This is a genomic window from Paraburkholderia sp. SARCC-3016 (assembly GCF_031119615.1).
Taxonomy (GTDB): domain Bacteria; phylum Pseudomonadota; class Gammaproteobacteria; order Burkholderiales; family Burkholderiaceae; genus Paraburkholderia.
The window spans coordinates 30,552-49,636 of sequence record NZ_JAVHZD010000034.1 but is presented as its reverse complement, the minus strand read 5'-3'; the positions used below and the strand labels follow the sequence as shown (position 1 = coordinate 49,636).

General features: G+C 63.3%; 19 protein-coding genes. 8 read left to right on the top strand and 11 right to left on the bottom strand.

Translation table 11 applies throughout. From position 1 onward, the window contains the following. Positions 1 to 115 precede the first annotated feature (115 nt). Complete coding sequence (gene nagE / locus QYH69_RS28595) at positions 116 to 1,903, top strand: N-acetylglucosamine-specific PTS transporter subunit IIBC (RefSeq protein ID WP_308835066.1); 1,788 nt, start codon at positions 116 to 118, stop codon at positions 1,901 to 1,903. Positions 1,904 to 1,962: 59 nt separating this feature from the next. Here nagE and cydX read toward each other — a convergent pair whose 3' ends face one another. From cydX to rpoH, 5 genes are all read right to left on the bottom strand, one after another. Next, positions 1,963 to 2,076 (bottom strand): cytochrome bd-I oxidase subunit CydX, encoded by a 114-nt coding sequence (cydX, locus tag QYH69_RS28590; protein WP_075155688.1) that lies wholly within the window; start codon positions 2,074 to 2,076, stop codon positions 1,963 to 1,965. A gap of 61 nt (positions 2,077 to 2,137) precedes the next feature. Then, positions 2,138 to 3,274, bottom strand: a complete 1,137-nt coding sequence (gene cydB, locus QYH69_RS28585; RefSeq protein WP_308835065.1) for a cytochrome d ubiquinol oxidase subunit II — start codon at positions 3,272 to 3,274, stop codon at positions 2,138 to 2,140. Positions 3,275 to 3,325: 51 nt separating this feature from the next. Further along, a complete protein-coding gene (locus QYH69_RS28580) occupies positions 3,326 to 4,915 on the bottom strand; it encodes a cytochrome ubiquinol oxidase subunit I (RefSeq protein ID WP_308835064.1) in 1,590 nt (529 codons plus the stop codon). Further along, the gene (gene cydP, locus QYH69_RS28575; protein ID WP_308835063.1) at positions 4,905 to 5,171 is read right to left on the bottom strand and encodes a cytochrome oxidase putative small subunit CydP; all 267 of its coding nucleotides are present in this window, start codon (positions 5,169 to 5,171) and stop codon (positions 4,905 to 4,907) included. The genes QYH69_RS28580 and cydP overlap by 11 nt, the downstream gene beginning before the upstream one ends. Positions 5,172 to 5,511: 340 nt before the next feature. After that, complete coding sequence (gene rpoH, locus QYH69_RS28570; protein WP_075155692.1) at positions 5,512 to 6,447, bottom strand: RNA polymerase sigma factor RpoH; 936 nt, start codon at positions 6,445 to 6,447, stop codon at positions 5,512 to 5,514. 365 nt (positions 6,448 to 6,812) lie between these two features. On the opposite strand from rpoH, the gene QYH69_RS28565 reads away from it, so the two are divergent. Together QYH69_RS28565 and QYH69_RS28560 are read left to right on the top strand one after the other, a co-directional pair. Then, positions 6,813 to 7,376, top strand: a complete 564-nt coding sequence (locus QYH69_RS28565) for an acyloxyacyl hydrolase (protein ID WP_308835062.1) — start codon at positions 6,813 to 6,815, stop codon at positions 7,374 to 7,376. 44 nt (positions 7,377 to 7,420) lie between these two features. Further along, entirely contained in the window at positions 7,421 to 7,804 is a 384-nt protein-coding gene (locus QYH69_RS28560; RefSeq protein WP_075155694.1) for a nuclear transport factor 2 family protein, read from the top strand. Positions 7,805 to 8,058: 254 nt separating this feature from the next. Here the strand turns inward: QYH69_RS28560 and leuA are convergent, their stop codons facing one another. Continuing rightward, positions 8,059 to 9,747, bottom strand: coding sequence for a 2-isopropylmalate synthase (gene leuA / locus QYH69_RS28555; RefSeq protein WP_308835061.1), 1,689 nt, complete (start codon positions 9,745 to 9,747; stop codon positions 8,059 to 8,061). A gap of 542 nt (positions 9,748 to 10,289) precedes the next feature. Next, positions 10,290 to 11,276, bottom strand: coding sequence for a DNA-binding protein YbiB (gene ybiB, locus QYH69_RS28550; RefSeq protein WP_308835060.1), 987 nt, complete (start codon positions 11,274 to 11,276; stop codon positions 10,290 to 10,292). A gap of 272 nt (positions 11,277 to 11,548) precedes the next feature. Between ybiB and QYH69_RS28545 the strand changes: the two genes are divergently transcribed. Further along, on the top strand, positions 11,549 to 12,247 hold the full coding sequence (locus tag QYH69_RS28545) for a fumarylacetoacetate hydrolase family protein (RefSeq protein WP_308835059.1): 699 nt from the start codon (positions 11,549 to 11,551) through the stop codon (positions 12,245 to 12,247). 74 nt (positions 12,248 to 12,321) lie between these two features. Further along, on the top strand, positions 12,322 to 12,966 hold the full coding sequence (gene maiA / locus QYH69_RS28540) for a maleylacetoacetate isomerase (RefSeq protein WP_308835058.1): 645 nt from the start codon (positions 12,322 to 12,324) through the stop codon (positions 12,964 to 12,966). A 41-nt stretch (positions 12,967 to 13,007) separates the two neighbouring features. On the opposite strand, the gene ftsY is transcribed toward maiA, so the two are convergent. After that, positions 13,008 to 14,480: a signal recognition particle-docking protein FtsY gene (ftsY, locus tag QYH69_RS28535; RefSeq protein WP_308835057.1), complete on the bottom strand. Its 1,473-nt coding sequence runs from the start codon at positions 14,478 to 14,480 to the stop codon at positions 13,008 to 13,010. A 271-nt stretch (positions 14,481 to 14,751) separates the two neighbouring features. On the opposite strand from ftsY, the gene rsmD reads away from it, so the two are divergent. From rsmD to QYH69_RS28520, 3 genes are all read left to right on the top strand, one after another. Beyond that, a complete protein-coding gene (gene rsmD, locus QYH69_RS28530; RefSeq protein ID WP_308835056.1) occupies positions 14,752 to 15,369 on the top strand; it encodes a 16S rRNA (guanine(966)-N(2))-methyltransferase RsmD in 618 nt (205 codons plus the stop codon). 133 nt (positions 15,370 to 15,502) lie between these two features. Next, positions 15,503 to 16,009, top strand: coding sequence for a pantetheine-phosphate adenylyltransferase (gene coaD / locus QYH69_RS28525; protein WP_075155701.1), 507 nt, complete (start codon positions 15,503 to 15,505; stop codon positions 16,007 to 16,009). A gap of 117 nt (positions 16,010 to 16,126) precedes the next feature. Next, positions 16,127 to 16,384, top strand: a complete 258-nt coding sequence (locus QYH69_RS28520) for a YfhL family 4Fe-4S dicluster ferredoxin (RefSeq protein WP_308835055.1) — start codon at positions 16,127 to 16,129, stop codon at positions 16,382 to 16,384. A 43-nt stretch (positions 16,385 to 16,427) separates the two neighbouring features. Here the strand turns inward: QYH69_RS28520 and hisC are convergent, their stop codons facing one another. The 3 genes from hisC to QYH69_RS28505 all read right to left on the bottom strand — a co-directional run bounded on the left by hisC (position 16,428) and on the right by QYH69_RS28505 (position 18,986). After that, positions 16,428 to 17,504 (bottom strand): histidinol-phosphate transaminase, encoded by a 1,077-nt coding sequence (hisC, locus tag QYH69_RS28515; RefSeq protein WP_308835054.1) that lies wholly within the window; start codon positions 17,502 to 17,504, stop codon positions 16,428 to 16,430. Between the two features lie 48 nt (positions 17,505 to 17,552). Then, entirely contained in the window at positions 17,553 to 18,155 is a 603-nt protein-coding gene (pth, locus tag QYH69_RS28510; protein WP_308835053.1) for an aminoacyl-tRNA hydrolase, read from the bottom strand. Between the two features lie 207 nt (positions 18,156 to 18,362). After that, entirely contained in the window at positions 18,363 to 18,986 is a 624-nt protein-coding gene (locus QYH69_RS28505) for a 50S ribosomal protein L25/general stress protein Ctc (RefSeq protein WP_308835052.1), read from the bottom strand. Between the last annotated feature and the right edge of the window lie 99 nt (positions 18,987 to 19,085).

Genomic DNA, 19,085 nt, shown 5'->3' with positions numbered 1-19,085 from the left:
CGAAAGCGCGAACGCGCGGCTTACTGCTCATGCACGCCGCGCCGACGCGCGTCCCATGATGCCAGGGATATCGAAACGACGTCCCAAACAAAAGAAAGATGGAGTGGAGCAGGCAATGGATGCAAACCCCTTTTTGAAAGTGCAGCGTCTCGGCCGTGCGCTGATGCTGCCGATTGCGGTGCTGCCGGTCGCAGGCCTGCTGCTGCGGCTCGGACAGCCGGACGTATTCAACATCAAGATGATCGCCGACGCGGGCGGCGCGATTTTCGACAACTTGCCGCTGCTGTTCGCGATCGGCGTCGCCGTCGGTTTTGCGAAAGACAACAACGGCGTCGCGGCGCTCGCTGGCGCGATCGGCTATCTCGTCGAAATCGCGGTGATGAAGGACATCAACGATAAACTCAACATGGGCGTGCTGTCGGGGATCGTCGCCGGTATCGTCGCCGGGATGCTGTACAACCGGTACAAGGACATCAAGCTGCCCGATTACCTCGCATTTTTCGGCGGCAAGCGCTTCGTTCCGATCGTGACGGGCGTGGTGTGTCTCGTGCTCGGCATCGCGTTCGGTTATGCGTGGGCGCCCGTGCAGTCGGCGATCGATGCCGCCGGCCATTGGCTCACGACGGCCGGCGCAATCGGCGCATTCGTGTTCGGCCTGCTGAACCGGCTGCTGCTCGTGACGGGCCTCCATCACATCCTGAACTCGCTTGCGTGGTTCGTGTTCGGCTCGTTCACGCCGCCGAACGGCGCCGCGGTAACGGGCGACCTGCATCGCTTCTTCGCCGGCGACCCGAGTGCGGGCACGTTTATGACGGGTTTTTTCCCGGTCATGATGTTCGGCCTGCCGGCAGCGTGCCTCGCGATGTTCCACGAGGCGCCGAAGGAGCGTCGTGCGATGGTCGGCGGCCTGCTGTTCTCGATGGCGCTGACCTCGTTCCTGACCGGCGTCACCGAGCCGATCGAGTTCAGCTTCATGTTCCTCGCGCCGGTGCTGTACGCGATTCACGCGGTGCTGACGGGCCTTGCGCTCGCGGTCTGCTCGGCGCTCGGCATCCATCTCGGCTTCACGTTCTCGGCTGGTGCGATCGACTACGCGCTGAACTACGGGCTGTCGACGAAGGGCTGGGAGGCGATTCCGATCGGGCTTGCCTATGCCGCCATCTATTACGGCCTGTTCCGCTTCTTCATCCGCAAATTCAATATGGCGACACCGGGCCGCGAGCCCGAAAACGCGGATGCCGCGCAGGCTGCTTCGTCGGCTACCGAAGACGGTTACGCCGCGCCGGCTGCGGGCGCGCGGCTCACGCGCGCGCAGCGCTATATCGCGGCCCTGGGTGGCGCGGGCAACCTGACCGTTGTCGATGCGTGCACGACGCGTTTGCGTCTGTCGGTCGTGAACTCCGAAAAAGTTTCGGATGCGGGACTGAAAGCGATTGGCGCGCGTGGCGTGTTGAAGCGTGGCTCGACGAACGTGCAGGTGATTATCGGACCCGAGGCGGACATGATCGCCGACGAGATTCGCACGACGATCGGACACGGCGCGGACGCGGCCGGTGCCGGTTCACAGGCGATGGCCGCATCGTCGGCTGCAGTGCAAACCGCCGCGGTCGTAGCCGCCGCGTCGGCGGCGGCCGGCGGACCGCTCGATCCCGACCCGCTGCGTTGGCTCGCGGTGTTCGGCGGCGCGACGAATATCGTGTCGCTGCAGGCGGTTGCGGCCACGCGTGTGCGTATCGTGGTGCGCGATGCATCGGCTGTGGACCGTCAACGGCTTGGCGCGCTGGACGTTGCGTGGGTCTCGACCGATACGTTCCATATCGTCGTCGGGCAGGCGGCGCAGCGCTATGCGCAGCAGTTGTCGTCGCGTTTGCCGGCAATCGGCGGGGCGGCACAGCCGGCGTGATGCGCGCCTGACGCGTTTGAACAGAGCGGCGCCCTCGTACACAGGGCGCCGCTTTGCGTTTACCGCTTCGTCTTCGTGGCCTCGGACGCCCGCTGCGCTTCAAGCCACATCACGTTGATAATGCCGAACGCGAGCGCGACGCCAATGCCTAGAATCCAGCTGAAATACCACATCGAAATGCTCCTTCGTTTCTGTTAATGCGACACACGTGCCTGACCGCGTGATCGTGCGCAATCAATACATCGAGTGACTGTTTTGCTCGAGCGCTTGCGCGGTGACCTTGCCGCGCATCACGCGATACACCCAGCCCGTGTAGACGAGAACGATCGGCAGAAAAACGACGACCGCGATCAGCATGATCTGCAGCGTCATGTGGCTCGATGTCGAGTCCCAGACCGTCAGGCTGCTGCGCGCGTCGAGCGACGACGGCATGACGAACGGGAACATCGAGAAGCCCGCCGTCAGAATCACGCCGATCACCATCAGCGAGGTCGCGAGAAATGCAGTCGTTTCGAAGCGCGATTTCGCAAGCAGCGCCGCGAGCAATGCGCCAAGCACACCGGCGACGGGCGCGGCCACCATCCACGGATAGAGCGCGTAATTCGTGAGCCACAGTCCGGGCGCGCCGATCACGCTTTTCAGCAGCGGATTCGACACCGTATCGAGCGGCGCGGCATCGACGATCTGATAGCCGCCGATCACCGTTGCGATCAATGCGCCGGCGAGCAGAAACAGCACGACGGCGACAAGCGAGGCGATGCGCAGCGCGCGCGCGGCCCGTTCGGCGATCACGCCGTCCGTCTTCATCTTCACGAACGCAGCGCCGTGCGCCATTAGCATCGAAACGCTGACGAGCCCGCACAGCAGTGCAAACGGATTCAGCAGCGCAAAAAAGCTGCCGTGGTAAGTGGAGCGCAGGTCCTGATCGAACGCGAACGGTACGCCTTGCAGCAGATTGCCGAACGCCACGCCGAACACGAGTGCCGGCACGAAGCCGCCGACGAACAACGCCCAGTCCCACGCGTTGCGCCATCCCGCATGTTCGCGTTTGCCGCGGTAGTCGAAGCCGACTGGCCGGAAAAACAGCGCGAACAACACGAGCAGCATGGCGAAATAGAAGCCCGAGAACGACGCGGCGTAGACGAGCGGCCAGGCCGCGAACATCGCGCCGCCTGCCGTGACGAGCCACACCTGGTTGCCTTCCCAGGTCGCACCGACGGTATTGACGACGATGCGCCGTTCGCTATCGGACTTGCCGATGAACGGCAGCAGAATCGCGGCGCCCATATCGAAGCCGTCAGTCAGCGCGAAGCCGATCAGCAGCGCGCCGATCAGCACCCACCAGATCAGTTTGAGGGTTGCGTAGTCCATGATGATGTTTTCCGTTCCTGTGCAGAATGAGGCGTGCCGGATGGCGTCAAATCAGACGGCCGTCTTCACGTTGACCGGCTGCTGACCGGACAACTCGTGGTGATAACGCCCGGTATGCAACGATGACGGACCGAGCCGCGCGTACTTGAACATCAGCATGATCTCGATGATGAAAAGCGCCGTGTAGAACACGACAAAGCCCGCGAGGCTCAGATAGAGATCGCTCGGCGCGAGGCTCGAAGCGGACAGCGACGTCGGCAGAATGCCGGCGATCGTCCATGGCTGGCGGCCGACTTCGGCGACGATCCAGCCGAATTCGGCGGCGAGCCACGGCAGCGGAATCGCCCAGACGGACCAGCGCAGAAACCAGCGGCGTTTTTCGAGCAGCAGCGAGCGCTGTGCGCAGAACCAGAACGCAAGCACGAACGTCGCGAGAAACAGGATGCCGAGACCGACCATCAGACGGAACGAGAAGAATACGGGTGCGACAGGCGGGATCGTTTTCTTCGCGGCCTGCTGGATCTGCTCGGACGTAGCGTCGGTCACGTTCGGCGTGAACTGCTTGAGCAGCAGGCCGTAGCCGAGGTCGGCCTTGTGCGCGTCGAACGCGGCGCGCACTTCATCGCTGGTATCGCCCTGTTTCAGCTTCTGCAACGCTTCGTACGCGAGCATGCCGTTGCGGATGCGCACTTCGTGACGCGCCATCAGTTCTTTCAGGCCGACCACGGGCTCGTCGAGCGAACGCGTCGCGATCAGGCCGAGCGCATATGGGATACGGATCGCATAGTCGGTTCGCTCTTCCTTCTGATTCGGGATGCCGATGATCGTAAACGGCGCGGGCGCCGGCGACGTCTCCCATTCCGATTCGATCGCCGCAAGCTTGACCTGCTGCACTTCGCCCGTGCGATAGCCGGATTCGTCGCCGAGCACGATCACGCAAAGCGTAGACGCGAGGCCGAAGCCGGCGGCGATCGCAAACGAGCGCAACGCAAACTCCGTATCGCGGCGCTTGAGCAGATACCACGACGACACGCCGAGCACGAACATCGAAGCGGTCACATAGCCGGCCGACACCGTATGCACGAACTTCACCTGCGCAACCGGATTGAACACGACGTCGAACAGGTTCACGAGCTCCATGCGCATCGTTTCGTAGTTGAATTCGGCGCCGACCGGGTTGTTCATCCAGCCGTTCGCCACGAGAATCCACAGCGCCGACAGGTTCGAGCCGAGCGCGACGAGAAACGTGATGATCAGATGCTGGACCCGCGACAGCCGGTTCCAGCCGAAGAAAAAGAGCCCCACGAACGTCGATTCGAGGAAGAAGGCCATCAGTCCTTCGACGGCAAGCGGCACGCCGAAAATGTCGCCGACGTAGTGCGAGTAGTACGACCAGTTCGTGCCGAACTGGAACTCGAGCGTGAGACCGGTGGTGACGCCCATCGCGAGGTTGATGCCGAAGAGCTTGCCCCAGAACTGGGTCATATCCTTGTAGATCTGTTTGCCGGTCATCACGTAGACCGACTCCATGATCACAAGCAGCCACGACAGCCCGAGCGTGAGCGGTACAAACAGAAAATGGTAGAGCGCCGTAACGGCGAACTGAAGACGCGAAAGATCGACGACTTCGCTAACGGGCATGGTGATCACCTTCGGACGGATTCGATGCGGGCACCGACAGTAGTGCCTGTGCGACTTGTTCAGGCGGCAGCGACATGTGCTGCGCCTGCGGATGGTTGAAAAATGCAAACTTGAGCGCGAACAGCAATGCAAACTTGATGGCGAGGACGATCGCGATATCGCGTGCGAAGGTCGGGCCGCGCGCCCAGCCTGCGATGCGCGTCCATGTCCACGATGCGGCTCGCATTGGGTTCCTGAGATTCAGCGTGATGATCATGATCGGTTGACAGCGACGTCACCCGGCCGCCCGCGCATCGACGCGCGGCGCTTGCCGGATGCATAACGATTCTAGGAGCGCGTTTGCCTTCGCGCGTGCGATGCGCTGCGGCATGAAGTCGCGAAGGCATCCTTACGATAGAAGTATTGTGATCCGGGTTGCGCCAGGTCAAGGAAACGCAACGTGGGCAACGTCGACGATGCGGATGTGATGCGAGCGGAGACAAAAAAGCCCCGCCGGTCTTTCGAGGGCGGGGCTTTCTGAATGCGTTAACGAATGTTCAGGCGAACCTTCGTTGCTGCGGTAGGTGGTGTGCCGGGCCTAGCCCGGCATTCATGCGTTATGCGTATTCGGCGAGCGCACTGCGCATCTTCTTCATCGCACTTGCTTCGATCTGACGGATCCGTTCCGCCGATACGCCGAATTCATCCGCGAGTTCGTGCAGCGTCGAGCCGCCCGAGCCATCGTCTTCGACTTGCAGCCAGCGCGCTTCGATAATCCGGCGGCTGCGCGCGTCGAGCGACTCCAGCGCGGAAGCGATGCCGTCGCTGTGCAGCTTGTCGCGCTGGCGCTGGGCCAGCACCGCCGTCGGCTCGCTGTGCGAGTCGGCGAGGTAGGCGATCGGTGCGAACGACTCCTCGCCGTCCTCGATCTGTCCTTCGAGCGCGACATCGCCACCAGACAGCCGCGTTTCCATCTCCGCGACTTCCTCGCGCTTCACGTTCAGTTCTTTCGCGAGGCCTTCGATTTCGTCCGGCGTGAACGCCTGCAAACCCTGCTTGTGGCTGCGCAGATTGAAGAACAGCTTGCGCTGCGCCTTCGTCGTGGCGACCTTCACCATGCGCCAGTTGCGCAGGATGTATTCGTGGATCTCGGCCTTGATCCAGTGCATGGCGTACGAGACGAGACGCACGTTCTGCTCGGGATCGAAGCGTTTGACCGCCTTCATCAGACCGATGTTGCCTTCCTGAATCAGATCCGCGTGCGGCAGGCCATAGCCGAGGTAATTGCGTGCGATCGACACCACGAGCCGCAGGTGCGACAGAACGAGCCGCCGTGCGGATTCGAGGTTGTTCTGCTCGCGAAACTCCGTCGCGAATTGCCGCTCTTCCGCCGGCGTCAGCATCGGAATCCGGTTCACGGCCTGGATGTAGGCGTCGATATTGCCCAGCTGCCCGGGCAGAAGAGAAGCGTGCGCGAGCGTCAGTGCACCTGCCGAGCCGGCCTTAGCCGACAACGGGCTGAGAGTATTCGGAAGGGTCATTGCGTTACTCACGTAGCGTACTCCTTTGGGTCAGACAAAACGCCGTGTTTTAAGCGGCGCCACCATGGATGTTAGCACTCAAGTCTACCGAGTGCTAACACTTAGAGGCCCTAGGGTCATCCAAGTTCCCGCTTTTCCTATTGAAATCCAAATCTCAATAGCATTGTACCTTGCCTGCGAGATTTGCCCTAGCAGGTTAGGATTCATCCGCACTGCGGTTGTGGACATATAAGGCGCATGATCCGTATGCAAACCGCAGAAACCCGTGGCGGCGGTGGGGCGGCATATATAGGGAACGATACATGCTGCTGTCTCAAAAATAAGTCGCTTTGCTCTTAATTCACTTAAGGTTCAACCTGCCAAATTCAGGGCGCAAGATGAACGAAAACAAAGAGTTTTGGCGTGATCTGGTACTAAAAAGTGTTTGCGCAGCCACTTTTCTCGGTCTATCCGGAGCTGCGGCGGCTGATCAGTTTGGCGTTCAGATAGCGGGCGGCTGGGCCGATCGCCACACGAGCAAGGCCGACCTCGGCTTCGTGTGGGACCCCAACCTGACGTGGTGGCAAATGGGAGACTGGCATTTCTCGCTGGTCGGCGAGGCGCACGCGGCCTGGTGGAATACCGGCGAAGGAAACGTCAACAGGAACATCGGCGAATTCGGTGTCACGCCGGTCGTCCGATTCGTCAAGACGAGCGGATGGATACGGCCGTACCTCGAAGCCGGTATCGGCGTTCGACTGCTTACCCACGCGCGGCAATCCACCAATTTCACGATGAGCTCTGCGTTCCAGTTCGCGGATATGGTGGGGGTCGGCTTCGGCCTTGGCGAGAAACAGCATTACCAGGTCGGCTATCGCTTTCAGCACCTGTCCAACGCCAGTATCAAAGAGCCCAATCCTGGTATAAATTTCCAGCAAATCTACGTGCAGTACAACTTCTGACAACCGCGGCCGCTTTCGGCTCCGTCGGTGAAGGGGCGAATGCGATGGCCGCTAAAGTGATCGAGGCGATTCGCGGGCTCGAACGCGAGCGCTTTCGGGCGATGGTCGACGGCAATGGGCCGCAGCTCGACGCGTTGCTGTCGGACAGCGTGATCTACGTCCATACGAACGGCAAACGCGAGACGAAGCAGCAGTTCATCGACGCAATCACCGCGGGCCGCCGTCGCTATCGCCAGATCGAGATCCAGTCGCAGGACGTGCTGCCGGTCGGGCGCGAAACCTGTGTGGTCACCGGGCGTGCGTTGATCGAAATGGAAGCGAACAACGGCGCTCTACTCTTTCCAATTGCTTACACCGCGATCCAGGCTCAGGAAGAAGGGCAGTGGCGGTTGATCGCCTGGCAGGCGACGCGCTGCGCGCTCGAGTAACGACGGGCGGGTGCTCCCGTTGCGATGACCGTTTTCCATTTCACGCTGTCACTGCTGTTCCGGTCGCGTCTTGTGGACGGACCATTTACGCGCGGCAATCCGGTCCGAACTGCCCGCGTCGCGCTTCCTCCGCGCTTCCTCCGCGCTTCATTCCCGCTTCATTCGCGCTTCCCCAGTGCACCTCGTTGCGCCGCCTGCCTGCTTCGGCCTCTTCCGACGCCCCTTCTTCGTTTCGTACGCGTGTCGACGCGACGTCAGGCCGCAACCCTGATCCGCTCGGGCGACAGCCATGCGGCGCAGCGGTTGATTCCGCTAACCACCGCATCGATGATCGCCGTCGACTCGTCGTCGGCGATGCCGGCGCCGTGCCGAAGCGTATCGTCGCCGACGCGACAGCCTACGAAGACCGCGACCCGGCCGTCGATCGCGCGCACGGTTTCGCATGAGGTGACTTCGATGTGCCGTCCGGCGGCCGTGGCGATTTCACTGGCGATATGTCGCGCGTAGGCGTCGTGCGTGCCGCCGGCGGATGACCGTGTTTCCGCCACGGTCGCTGCCGCTGCCGCGCCGATGCGAATCGCGCGGCCTTCCCAATGCACGCTTTGCGCATCGACACGCCGCGCAGGCCCGGCAACCTCGAGGTATTCGCGTGCGAAGAGTGCGCAGATCGCTTCCGCGCTGACTTCGGCGCCCGACTGGTCCGCGACCGCCTGCACCGCATGGCTGAACTCGATCTGCACCCGGCGCGGCGGCGCGAAGCCCATTGCGCGCTCGAGCAGATAGGTGGCCCCGCCTTTGCCCGACTGGCTGTTGACGCGAATCACCGCGTCGTAGCTGCGCCCGACGTCGGCCGGATCGATCGGCAGATACGGCACTTCCCACACCGCATCGGGCGCCTGCCGCGCAAAGCCCTTGCGGATCGCATCCTGGTGCGAGCCCGAGAAGGCGGTGTAGACGAGGTCGCCCGCGTATGGATGGCGCGGATGCACGGGAATCTGATTGCATCGCTCGACGACACGGCGCACGGCGTCGATATCGGAGAAATCGAGGCCCGGATCGATGCCCTGCGTATAGAGGTTCAGCGCGAGCGTGACGAGATCGACGTTGCCGGTGCGCTCGCCGTTGCCGAACAGGCACCCTTCGATGCGATCGGCGCCGGCCATCAGCGCGAGCTCCGCGGCCGCGACCGCGGTGCCGCGATCGTTATGCGGATGTACCGAAAGCACGATGCTGTCGCGGTAGCCGAGATTACGGTCCATCCATTCGATCTGGTCCGCGTAGACATTCGGCGTGGCCGCTTCGACGGTGGCCGGCAGGTTCACGATCATCTTGTGCTCGCGCGTCGGCCGCCATGTCTGCGCGACCGCGTCGCACACTTCTCGCGCAAACGCGAGCTCGGTCATGCTGAAGGTTTCCGGCGAGTATTGATAGGTCCAGCGCGTGTGCGGCCGCGCGTCGGCGTACTCGCGGATGAGCCGCGTGCCGTCGACGGCGAGCGCCTTCACCTGCTCCTTCGTCTGGTTGAACACGATCTTGCGGAACGACGGGCAGATCGCGTTGTACAGATGCACGATCGCGCGCGGCGCGCCTTGGAGCGCGTCGAACGTGCGCGCGATCAGATCCTCGCGCGACTGCACGAGCACTTCGATCGTCACATCGTCGGGGATGCGCGACTCGTCGATCAGCTTGCGAATGAAATCGAAGTCGGTCTGCGATGCGGACGGAAATCCGACTTCGATTTCCTTGAAGCCGATCGCGACGAGCATCTCGAAGAATTCGAGCTTCTGCGCAATGCTCATCGGCTCGATCAGCGACTGGTTGCCGTCGCGCAGGTCGGTGCTCATCCAGATCGGCGCGTGCGCGATCGTGCGGCTCGGCCATTTGCGGCCGTTCAAACGGACGGCGGGGAAGGGACGGTATTTCTCGGCAGGGTTGTTCAACATGATGGGTGGCCTCGTTCGTTCAGTCGTATGCGATGGGGTGTGGCGTCCGGCGGCTGGCCGGGTGCCACGGATGCACGATCCGCGCGTGCATGGTCGAAGCCGGCGCTAGCGGCAGCAACGAACGGGCGCGGACGAACAAGGACGTCGGGAACGCGATGGCGATGGTGACGCCGGCAACGTTCGACAACAGAGCGCATGCAATGTGCATTTGACCCTCGCGACTCGTCCGAACGGTATTCGGGCGAGCACAGACGACTACAGGTTGTGAAGAACTACGGTGGGATACAGCTGAAACTACAGGGAGGACCGCGGGAGCTATCGGACGGGAGTCCTGGGCAAACGCGGCGCTACGTCTTGCTTACGCTAGACGTAGCGATAGGGGCCGCGCTAGGCGACCGATGTTAATTCGGAGGGAGTTCAGGATTGAACGCATTTTGCGAATTTAAGCGAGCGGGCGCCCGGATGTCAACTGATGATTCAGCGACAAAGCGGCGCAACAGCAGCCGCACGACCGCTGCGAGCACGCCCGTCGGGTCTCAATCTCAATCCGCCGCCTGCTTTGCGATGCCCGCGATCACGTCGATCTGACGCGCAATTGCGCTGGGCACCGGCGCGGCGCCGCGCAACACGTCTTCGATCCACGCGGCGGTGGTCGCCGCGTCGCGGGCTTCAGGCAGATCGACGACCGGTGCATCGGCCGACGAGCGCTCGGGTGCGACGAGCGTATCGCATCGTCCGTCGTGCAGCCAGTCGATCTGGACCTGGCGGCGCGTGTCGGCGACGGCCTCGCCTTCTGTGCCGCGTGCGAGCAATGCGCCGCCCGCGGCCACGTCCGGATGCGTGACGAATAGCTCCGTGAGGCTCTCGCGATACGGCGGATGCGTGTAGTTGACGAGCCGCAGCCCCGGCTGCGCGAACGGCTGCAGGATCTTCACGAGCGTGTGCGTCGAGTTGCGCACGCCCATCCGGCGGCGCAGCGCAAGCAGTCGCGCGAGCTTCGGCGCGAGCGTCTCGATCGGCGCAAAGGCGACGCGGCGCGCGGCGAGCGCGTCCTCGATCTCGCTGTGCGTCTGGGCGGCGGCAACCTGCAGGCGAGCGAAGATTTCGGCGCTCGTCACGCGGCCCGGGTCTTCGGTCACGCCATGCACGAGCACCGGCACGCCTTCGCGCGCGAGCAGCAGCGCGAGCAGCGGCACGAGGTTCGGCTGCTTGCGCGCGCCGTTGTAGCTCGGGATCGAAACGGCGGACACGGCGTTCGCTGCATCTTGCGTCACGCGGATCGGCTCGAACGATGCATGCGCGGCCGCATGCATGGCGGCCAGTTCCTCGGCGGTCTCGCCCTTCAGGCGATAAGCGAGCAGCACGGCACCGAGTTCGAGTTCGGGCACGCGGCCATCGAGCATCGCGCCGTAGAGCGCCTGCGTATCTTCGGGTGCGAGCGCGCGGGCGCCATGCGGTCCGCGCCCGATCTCCTTGATGAAGCGGGCGCACGGAAAGGGGGACAACTCGGTAGCGGCGGAATCGTTCATCTGCGGATGGAGGTCTTGTAGTGACGGTGGGGCGCTTGCAGGTCGAGTATCGCATGACGCGTGGTTCGTCTCACGCGGACGAAGCCGATGCCGGGCATCGCCGCGGGGCCGGTTGCATCGCTCGCGAACGCGCGCCCCAACGAGCCAGGGCGCACGAGCCGTTTCTTCTGCAGAAAGCGCTCCGTCAAGCGTCGGATATATCAGCGCGTTAAACTCGCTGTTTTGTCGTTTTTATCGCCGCATGTGCGGCTTCATGAATATCGGAGAACGGAATGGGTTACGTCATTACGCCGGCGCCGATCGTCGGCGTGCAGGTGGTCGGGTCGGACGACCAGTTCGCGGTGCGTCGCATCTACTGCGTCGGCCGCAACTACGAGGCGCACGCGCGCGAGATGGGCCACGACCCGGATCGCGAACCGCCGTTCTTCTTCTGCAAGCCGGCCGATGCGGTGCTGTACGTCGCGCCCGGCGCAACCGGTGAAATGCCGTATCCGTCGCAGACGAGCAACCTGCATTTCGAAATGGAAATGGTCGCGGCGATCGGCAAGGCGGGCAAAGATATCTCCGTCGATAGCGCGCTCGATCACGTGTACGGCTATGCGCTCGGCCTCGATATGACGCGCCGCGATCTGCAGGCCGAAGCGAAAAAGCTCGGCCGTCCGTGGGATACGGCCAAGGGCTTCGACCACTCGGCACCGATGGGGCCGATCCATCCGGCGTCGAAGGTCGGTCATATCGGCAAGGGCGCGATCTGGCTGTCGGTGAACGGCAACGAGAAGCAGCGCTCGGACGTGTCGCAACTGATCTGGTCGGTGGCTGAGACGATCGCCTGTCTGTCGACGCTGTTCGAGCTGCAGCCGGGCGACCTGATTTTCACGGGTACGCCGGAAGGGGTCGGCGCAGTCGTGAAGGGCGATCTGATGAAGGGTGGCGTCGACGGGCTCGGCGAGTTCAGCGTGCGCCTCGTTTGACAGCGCGGCGCAGGGGCAGCGGAACCGCGATGTAGCAGCCGGGTTTCGCTGCAGGCAGGGAGGGGAGACATCAAATGAAGCTGTACAGCTACTTTCGCAGTTCCGCCGCGTACCGCGTGCGGATTGCGCTCAATCTGAAGAAGCTGCCGTACGAATATCTGCCGGTGCATCTGTTGCGCAACGGCGGCGAGCAGTTCGCCGGCGCGTACCGCGCACTCAATCACGACGCGGTCGTGCCGACGCTGATCGACAACGGCAACGTGCTGCAGCAGTCGATCGCGATCATCGAATATCTCGAGGAGACGCATCCGCAGCCGCCGCTGTTGCCGGGCACGCCGGCCGAGCGTGCGTTCGTGCGCGGCGTTGCGCTGCAGATTGCGTGCGAAATCCATCCCGTCAACAACCTGCGCGTGCTCAAGTATTTGAAGCGCACGGTGGGCGCGAACGACGACGTGAAGGACGCGTGGTATCGGCACTGGATCACGTCGGGCTTTACGGCGCTCGAGGAACATCTGGTCGCGAGCCGCCGCAGTGGTGCGTTCTGTTTCGGCGATACGCCGACCGTTGCCGATGCGTGTCTGATTCCGCAGGTGTTCAACGCCGATCGCTTCAACGTCGATATGAGCGCGTTTCCGACCATTCGCCGGATTAACGATCACGCGATGCAATTGAGCGCGTTCGCGGATGCGGCGCCGGGCGCGCAACCGGACGCGGAGTGAACATCGGTTGAGAAGGCGGCGTTGGTGCGCCGCCGATCTGCCTAGCTGCCGAGCAGCGCGTCCGAGAATTCTTCTGCGCTGAACGGCTGCAAATCCTCGACCTTTTCGCCGATGCCGATGAAATACACGGGCACCGGCCGTTGCCGCGCGATCGCGGCGAGAATGCCGCCTTTCGCGGTGCCGTCGAGTTTGGTCACGATGAGGCCGGTAAGGCCGAGCGCGTCGTCGAATGCCTTGACCTGAGCGAGCGCGTTCTGGCCGGTATTCGCATCGATCACGAGCAGCACTTCGTGCGGCGCGCCGTCGAGTGCTTTGCCGATCACGCGTTTGACCTTGCGCAGTTCTTCCATCAGATGCAGCTGCGTTGGCAGGCGCCCCGCGGTATCGGCCATCAGCACATCGATCTTGCGCGCGCGCGCCGCGCCCACCGCATCGAAAATGACCGCGGCCGGGTCGCCGCTTTCCTGTGAGACGACCGTCACGTTGTTGCGCTCGCCCCAGATTGCGAGTTGCTCGCGCGCGGCCGCGCGGAACGTGTCGCCTGCGGCGAGCAGCACCGATTGATCGAAGCGCTGCAGATGCTTCGCGAGTTTGCCGATGCTCGTGGTTTTGCCTGCGCCGTTGACGCCGGCGATCATCATCACGAGCGGCTGGGCGCGGCCGAGCATCAGCGATTTTTCGAGCGGCTTCAGCAGGCCGACCAGCAGTTCGCGCAATGCGGCCTTCACCTGTTGCGGGTCGGTGAGACGCTCGGCGCGCACCTTTTCGCGCAGCGTTTCGAGCAGATATTCGGTCGCGTCGACGCCTGCATCGGACATCAGCAGCGCGGTTTCGAGCTCTTCGTACAGTTCTTCGTCGATTTTCGCGCCGACGAAAATGCCGGTGATGCTCGAGCTCGTCTTCGACAGTCCGCTCTTCAGGCGCGTAAGCCACGAGCGCTTCGCGGCCGGTTCGGGTGCGGGCGGCGGGACGATTTCGACGGTTTCGTAGGCGGTCGATATGTCTGAGGATTCAGACACGGCGGGCGCTTCAGGCGCGCGCGCCATGGCGGCCGGCCCAATGGCAGGGCGCTCTGGTTCGCGCGCGACCGGAGGTGCCGGCTGGAACGGTGCTCGAGGTTGTGGCTCAGTTTGTGGTTGCGCTTGCGGGTTCTGCGACGTGTGCGGCTGCGTTTGCGTGCGCGGCGGCTCCGTGCGCTGTGGCTCGGCACGCGGCGGCGCGACGGGTTCGGCCGACGCGGGCGCGAACGCTTGCGTGCTGGCGACGGGCGCCGGCGCCGCTTGTGGCGCAATCGAGCGCACCGGCTGCGGCGCGGGCTGCACTGGCTGCGCGGCTTGTGCCGGCGCTTGCGCGACATCGGCGCGTGCTTCGATCGCGGGCTGAAGCGGCGTTTCGGTTACCGGGGCGGCATCGGCCGGCACGTCGGGCGTTGCCGCGTCGGCTGCGTCCGGCGATTCGGCCGGCGCATTGTCGGACGCTTTGGAACCCCTGAATCGTTTGAGAAAGCTGAACATGTGCTGGCGTATTGGAAAGGCGAGCCGGCATTTCCGGCGACGGGGGGCGCATGCGCATCGTGGTGCGGCATCGATGCGAGCAAATGAATTCGGGCGCGGCGGATGCGGTGCGACCGTAACGCTCTGCGCAATGCTGCGCGCGCAAGCGTGACATTTTATCAGGCACAGCCGCGCTCGCGTGGCAGCGAGTTGCTGCCGACCCATGTGGTAACGTGAGCGCTCCGGCCGGCGAGCGTTGCGCGGCCGGCACCCGTTCAGCGACTTCACTTACATGTCCCGTCTTTCCTCATCCCGCGCGCGCAGCGCGCCGCCGCCCGGACGCGGCTCTGCTCATACGATCCGTATCATCGGCGGAGACTGGAAGCGCACACCGCTCGCGGTGCTCGATCTCGACGGTTTGCGGCCGACGCCCGATCGCGTCCGCGAAACGCTCTTCAACTGGCTCGGCCAACGTCTCGATGGGCAACGCTGCCTCGATCTGTTCGCGGGCAGCGGCGCGCTCGGTTTCGAGGCGGCTTCGCGCGGCGCCGCGCGCGTGCTGATGGTCGAGCGCAACGCGCGCGCAGCTGCTCAGTTGCGCTCGATCCAGGCGAAGCTCGGCGCGCGTGCAGTCGAAGTTGCCGAAGCCGATGCGCTGCGGCTTGCGGCCGGCCTCGCGCCCGGTTCGTTCGACGTCGTGTTTCTCGACCCGCCGTTCGGCTCGAACCTGCTGGACCGTGCGGTTGAACTCGCTTTGCCGCTCGTCGCGGCTGGCGGTTCCGTCTACGTCGAAACAGGAGAAGCGCTGGCGATCGAACAGACACCGGCGCTGGCCGGATGGACCATCGTCCGGCACGGTAAGGCCGGCGCGGTCCACTATCATTTGCTGCAGCGCGAAAATGAGGAATAATGCGCGTTCGATTACAAGTGCCGGATAACGGCCCATGCGTCGAAGCCGGACGCCGCGCCCAGCGGTTCTGTTGCATGCGCGGGCAGCGCACCCGGACGGCGCCCTTTAGTCTGACGGAACAGAGGAGAAGTCCATGGTAGTCGCCGTGTACCCGGGTACGTTCGATCCGCTGACGCGCGGTCACGAAGACCTCGTTCGGCGTGCGTCAAGCATCTTCGACACGCTCGTCGTGGGCGTCGCCGACAGCCGCAACAAACGGCCGTTCTTCACGCTCGATGAGCGCCTCGATATAGCACATGAAGTGCTCGGCCACTATCCGAACGTACAGGTCGCGAGCTTCACGGGGCTGCTAAAAGACTTCGTACGCAGCAACAACGCGCGCGTGATCGTGCGCGGTCTGCGCGCCGTGTCGGACTTCGAATACGAGTTCCAGATGGCCGGCATGAACCGCTATCTGCTGCCGGACGTAGAGACGATGTTCATGACGCCGTCCGATCAATACCAGTTCATTTCGGGCACGATCGTGCGTGAGATCGCGCAACTGGGCGGCGATGTCAGCAAGTTCGTGTTCCCGTCGGTCGAAAAGCGTCTGCAGGACAAGGTTGCGGAAAATCTGGCGCAGCAGGCGAGCCAGCCCTGAACGAAAGTGGCTGAAGCGCGTAAACTACGAGTTTTGACGCGTTACAGGCAGGCGCCATGTCCGCGAGGCTTCGCCGGCATCGACGCAAGGAAGTGACAGGCAGGAAGTGAGGCAGGTATGGCCCTGATAATTACCGACGAGTGCATCAACTGCGACGTCTGCGAGCCCGAGTGCCCAAACGACGCAATCTCGATGGGCCCGGATATCTACGTGATCGACCCGAACAAATGCACCGAATGCGTCGGCCATTTCGATGAACCGCAATGCCAGCAGGTGTGCCCGGTCGAGTGCATTCCGCGCGATCCGCAACATGCGGAATCGCGGGAACAGTTGATGGTCAAGTATCGCGCGCTGCAGGCGGCGAAGGGCGCGTGAGCGCGCGATCCGGTCGGGAGATCGACGATCGCCGCGTGGCGAACTACGCGGCGCCGTCGAGCAGTTCCTTCAACGCGGCAAGCAACGTATCGCATTCGGCATCGTTCCCGATCGTGATCCGCAGATGCTGATCGATACGCGGCAGCTTGAAGTGCCGCACGAAAATTTCCTTTTCCCTGAGCCGCGCCGCAAGCGTCGCGGCATCGCGACCTGGGTGGCGCGCGAACACGAAGTTCGCTGCCGACGGCACGACATCGAATCCCAGCGCCGTCAATCCCGCTGACAGCCGTTCGCGGCTCGCAATGACCTTCGCGCGACAGTCGCGGAACCATGCTTCGTCCGCGTAGGCGGCGGTCACGGCCGCTTGTGCGACGCGATCGAGCGGATACGAGTTGAAGCTGTCCTTGACGCGCACGAGTGCATCGATCAGCTTCGCATCGCCGAATGCGAAGCCGACGCGCATGCCGGCGAGCGAGCGCGACTTGGACACCGTGTGCACGACCAGCAGATTCGGATACCGGTTGATCAGCGCGATAGCCGATTGCGCGCCGAAGTCGACATACGCCTCGTCGATCACGACCACCGTGTCCGGATTCGCCGCGACGAGCTTTTCGATTTCGGCAAGCGGCAAGGCGTGACCGGTCGGCGCGTTCGGATTCGGGAACACGATGCCGCCGTTCGGCACGGCGTAGTCGCCGACGCGAATCGTGAAGTCATCGGCGAGCGGTACGGTTTGATAGACGATGTCGTAGAGCTTCGCGTAGGTCGGATAGAAACTGTACGTAATGTCGGGAAAAAGCAGCGGGTGCTCGTGTTTGAGCAACGCCTGGAACGTTATCGCGAGCACTTCGTCCGAACCGTTGCCGGCGAACACCTGCTCGACGGCGAGCCCGTGATATGCGGCGACCGTCTCGCGCAGCTTGCGCGCGGTCGGGTCGGGGTAGCGGCGCAACGACTCGCCGGTCTCGCCGAGCTCATGGCGAATCGCGGCAAGCACCGCGGGCGACGGCGGGTACGGGTTCTCGTTGGTGTTCAGCTTCACCGGATGCGCGAGCGCAGGCTGTTCGCCGGGAACATACGGCGAGAGTCGGTGGACGATGTCACTCCAATAGAGGCTCAATTCATTCTCCTTCGCATCGAGTCGACACTGCGAGTCGGCACTGTTGCACTAACCATTGCGATGCAACTGCATCATCGCGCGCTCGAGTTCACCTTTGACCACATGCGGCATCACCGCGAGCGCACGCTCGATCGATGCGTCGATCACATCCTGCTCTTCCTTGCGCGGCGGCTTCAGCACGAAGTTCGCGACGTCGGGCTTCGCACCGGCGCGCGCGCTTTCCGGGATCAGGTCGCGCGGATGCCCGATGCCGATCCGCAAGCGCCAGTACTGCTGCGTGGTCAGATGCGCGGAAATGTCCTTGAGTCCGTTGTGCCCGCCGCTGCCGCCGCCGAGCTTCAGCTTGACGGTGCCCGGCGGCAGATCGAGCTCGTCGTGCGCGACGAGAATCTGGTCCGGAAGAAACTTGAAGAAATGCGCGAGCGCGACGACCGATTGGCCCGAGCGGTTCATATACGTCTGCGGCTCGAGCAGATGCACTTCCTCGCCGTAAAGCCGCGCCTTCGTATAGAAGCCGTGAAAGCGCCGCTCGTCGCGCAGCGTCGCGCCGGCTTCGCGCGCCAGCTGGTCGACGAGCCAGAAGCCGGCATTGTGGCGTGTCGCGGAATATTCGGCGCCCGGGTTACCGAGTCCGACGATCAGCTTGATCATGGTGTCGAGGTTAGCCTTGGTCTTCGGTTGCCGGGTCTGGCGGGCTTGGCGCGCTTGGCGAATAGCCAACCATTAACAGGAACTGTCCACTTCGCGGCAGAAAATCGCGAAAAAAAACCCGCCGGGGCGAACCTCGGCGGGTCACGTCGTCCGTTCCATTGAAACGGATCGAGAGGATAGCTCGCAGATTGCGGCTCAGGTGGCCACTCAGGCGGCCGGTGCTGCGCCTTCGCCTTCGGCAGCCGAGGCCGCTTCGTCTGCAACCGCACCAGCCGGGATGGTCGCGGATGCGATCACCGGGTTTTCCGCGTCGATGTGCGCGGTCAGCGACACGCCTGCCGGCAGCACGATGTCCTTCGCGTGCATCGTTTGACCCGCTTCGATTTTCGCGAGATCGACTTCGAGGAACTCCGGCAGCGAGGCCGGCAGACATTCGACTTCGATTTCGTTCACGACGTGGGAGATCACCGCGCCCGACAGCTTCACAGCCGGGTTGGTTTCCTGGTTCATGAAGTGCAGCGGCACCTTCGTGTGCAGCTTCTTGTTCGGGTCGACACGCTGGAAATCGACGTGCAGGACGATCTGGCGGAACGGATGGTATTGCACATCGCGCAGCAGCACTTGCTGCGACTTGCCGGCCACTTCCAGATCGAGGATCGACGAGTGGAACGATTCCTTCTTCAGTGCATGCCACAGCGCGTTGTGATCGAGTTCGATCAATTGCGGTTCGCTGCTTGCGCCATACACAATACCCGGGGTCTTGCCCGTGTTGCGCAGGCGGCGGCTCGCACCCGTACCTTGCTTGTTACGCTCAAAAGCGACGACTTTCATTTGCTTCTCCATACGACTGCCCGCGACCAGGCAGTGAAAAGGACCTCGCGTGACGTGCTTGACGCGACTTGAGGCCCCGGACTCGACGGCATGAACCTT

What these genes read in the sequence shown, in the direction of transcription:
- QYH69_RS28505 (WP_308835052.1), bottom strand. Translation starts at nt 18,986, where the DNA reads ATGAAAGTCGTCGCTTTTGAGCGTAACAAGCAAGGTACGGGTGCGAGC.
- QYH69_RS28520 (WP_308835055.1), top strand. Translation starts at nt 16,127, where the DNA reads ATGGCCCTGATAATTACCGACGAGTGCATCAACTGCGACGTCTGCGAG.
- ftsY (WP_308835057.1), bottom strand. Translation starts at nt 14,480, where the DNA reads ATGTTCAGCTTTCTCAAACGATTCAGGGGTTCCAAAGCGTCCGACAAT.
- maiA (WP_308835058.1), top strand. Translation starts at nt 12,322, where the DNA reads ATGAAGCTGTACAGCTACTTTCGCAGTTCCGCCGCGTACCGCGTGCGG.
- pth (WP_308835053.1), bottom strand. Translation starts at nt 18,155, where the DNA reads ATGATCAAGCTGATCGTCGGACTCGGTAACCCGGGCGCCGAATATTCC.
- rsmD (WP_308835056.1), top strand. Translation starts at nt 14,752, where the DNA reads ATGTCCCGTCTTTCCTCATCCCGCGCGCGCAGCGCGCCGCCGCCCGGA.
- leuA (WP_308835061.1), bottom strand. Translation starts at nt 9,747, where the DNA reads ATGTTGAACAACCCTGCCGAGAAATACCGTCCCTTCCCCGCCGTCCGT.
- QYH69_RS28560 (WP_075155694.1), top strand. Translation starts at nt 7,421, where the DNA reads ATGGCCGCTAAAGTGATCGAGGCGATTCGCGGGCTCGAACGCGAGCGC.
- QYH69_RS28565 (WP_308835062.1), top strand. Translation starts at nt 6,813, where the DNA reads ATGAACGAAAACAAAGAGTTTTGGCGTGATCTGGTACTAAAAAGTGTT.
- coaD (WP_075155701.1), top strand. Translation starts at nt 15,503, where the DNA reads ATGGTAGTCGCCGTGTACCCGGGTACGTTCGATCCGCTGACGCGCGGT.
- cydX (WP_075155688.1), bottom strand. Translation starts at nt 2,076, where the DNA reads ATGTGGTATTTCAGCTGGATTCTAGGCATTGGCGTCGCGCTCGCGTTC.
- ybiB (WP_308835060.1), bottom strand. Translation starts at nt 11,276, where the DNA reads ATGAACGATTCCGCCGCTACCGAGTTGTCCCCCTTTCCGTGCGCCCGC.
- cydP (WP_308835063.1), bottom strand. Translation starts at nt 5,171, where the DNA reads ATGATCATCACGCTGAATCTCAGGAACCCAATGCGAGCCGCATCGTGG.
- cydB (WP_308835065.1), bottom strand. Translation starts at nt 3,274, where the DNA reads ATGGACTACGCAACCCTCAAACTGATCTGGTGGGTGCTGATCGGCGCG.
- QYH69_RS28580 (WP_308835064.1), bottom strand. Translation starts at nt 4,915, where the DNA reads ATGCCCGTTAGCGAAGTCGTCGATCTTTCGCGTCTTCAGTTCGCCGTT.
- nagE (WP_308835066.1), top strand. Translation starts at nt 116, where the DNA reads ATGGATGCAAACCCCTTTTTGAAAGTGCAGCGTCTCGGCCGTGCGCTG.
- QYH69_RS28545 (WP_308835059.1), top strand. Translation starts at nt 11,549, where the DNA reads ATGGGTTACGTCATTACGCCGGCGCCGATCGTCGGCGTGCAGGTGGTC.